The organism is Conexibacter stalactiti (assembly GCF_033542075.1).
Lineage (GTDB): Bacteria > Actinomycetota > Thermoleophilia > Solirubrobacterales > Solirubrobacteraceae > Conexibacter > Conexibacter stalactiti.
Genome location: NZ_JAWSTH010000219.1, coordinates 1 through 1,700, shown reverse-complemented (window position 1 = coordinate 1,700; position 1,700 = coordinate 1). Strand labels below are relative to the sequence as shown.

Genomic DNA, 1,700 nt, shown 5'->3' with positions numbered 1-1,700 from the left:
CGGGGCCCCGGCGCCGGTAGGCGTCGAGCCGCGCCTGCGCGGCGGCGGCGCGCTCGCGGGCGCGCACGAGCGCGGCCGCGGCGGCCTCGTCCTCGGTGCGCGCGTTCGTGAAGGCGTCGCGCAGGTCGGTGAACTCGCTCACGGTCTCGCGGCTCTCGCTCTCAGCATCTCGGCGCCGTGGATCGCGACCATCACCGGCGCCTGGTACAGCACGTAGGCCCAGCGCGCGGCGCTGTTGGCGGCGGCGTTGACGTCGACGTCCTCGATCGCCTGGTCTCTCTTCTCAGCGTCGGCGGGGCCGAGCGGCGCGAGCGCGACCGGCGCGAAGGCGGCGGCCGGCAGGTGGCCGCCGGGGGCGACACCTGGCGCGTCGGACCAGGCGAGGTCGTTGAAGGTCTGCACCGGCTGCGCGCCGCCGCGCTCGATGTCGAGCCCGAAGCGCGGCTCGCCGGGCCGCTCCTTGATGACGAAGAACCAGCCCGGGTCCGGTCTCGCCTCGGCGAGCGGGTCGCCGCCCTTCGCCTCTCTCGTCGTGAGGTCGAAGCCGATGAAGGTGATGTCGGGGTCGACCTTCGCCTCGTACAGCGGCGTCAGCACCTTCGCGGGCGGCGGTCTCGCCTCCTCCGCCGGCGACAGCAGCGCCAGCTCGCGCTCTCTGCCGGGGTCTATTCTGCCGTCTCTTCTCAGCTGCCAGGCGGCGCGGTGGGCGTATATGACGGCGTTCGGATAGCGCTTCAGCAGCTCGCCGCGGATCAGCATCACCGCCTCCTCCTCGGCCGGCCCGCCGCTCTCGCGGTTGTCGTGGTCGCCGAGCTGCGAGTTGCGCGACCACAGGTGCAGCTTGGGGATGTCGTAGAGCAGCTCGCGGCGCTGGTCGGCGGTCAGTCTCGGATCGGTCAGCGCGCCGCTGGCGTCCCAGAACTGGCGGAAGACGCTGCCGCGCTGGTCGGTCGGGTACTCGCGCCACAGGAGCTCGCGCGCCATCTCGTGGTTGAGCCCGACCATGTACGCCTCGATGAAGAGCTGGTGGGTCTCCAGCAGCGTGACGCTGTTCTGCTCGACCAGCCCGATGTTCGGCAGGAAGAGGTCGGTCGACGCTCTTACGAGCGGGTCGTACATCGGCAGGTCGATGCGCGGGTAGGCCATCGCCTCCTGAAAGCTCTCGTCCAGCTCGGTGACGATCCGTCTCGGGAACCTGACTCTGTGGTGGGTCCGTCTCGGGATCGTCACGGCCGGGTCGAGCGCGTCGACCAGCACCGCGACGGTGCCCTCGAGGCCGAGCGGGCCGCGCTCGGGCTCCTTCGAGGTCTCGTCGCTGGCCCACACGAGGATCGCTATCTCGTCGTGGCCGTCCTTCGTTCTTCTCGCTGTCCCCTTGCCCTCGCCCGGCTTGCGGTCGGGGTTGCGCGGATCGCGCAGTATGAAGTTGTCGGGCTCGGGCAGGTCTTGGGCCGCGCCCGGCTTGAGCGCGTCCTCGCCGATCCAGACCGCGGCCGGCTTGCCCTTCGGATCCTTCGCCAGCAGGTCGCGTATCTCGTTCGTGATGACGAGCCCCGGCGGCGTCCGCTTCGGCGGCGCGGCGGCGATCTCGCCGCGGTCGACCCGCTCCAGCAGCGCCGTCGGCCGCGGCTGCGCCCCGGCGCGGACGGCCGCCGCGCGCACCAGCGGCCCGCGCGGACGCAGCGCCCGCCGCAGCGGAG

Annotated in this window: 1 pseudogene; it reads right to left on the bottom strand. The window is 72.4% G+C overall.

Going from position 1 to position 1,700, the window contains the following annotated elements:
• Positions 1-138: 138 nt before the first annotated feature.
• Positions 139-1,700 (bottom strand): annotated as a pseudogene (locus R7226_RS31405) (hypothetical protein); the annotation flags it as partial.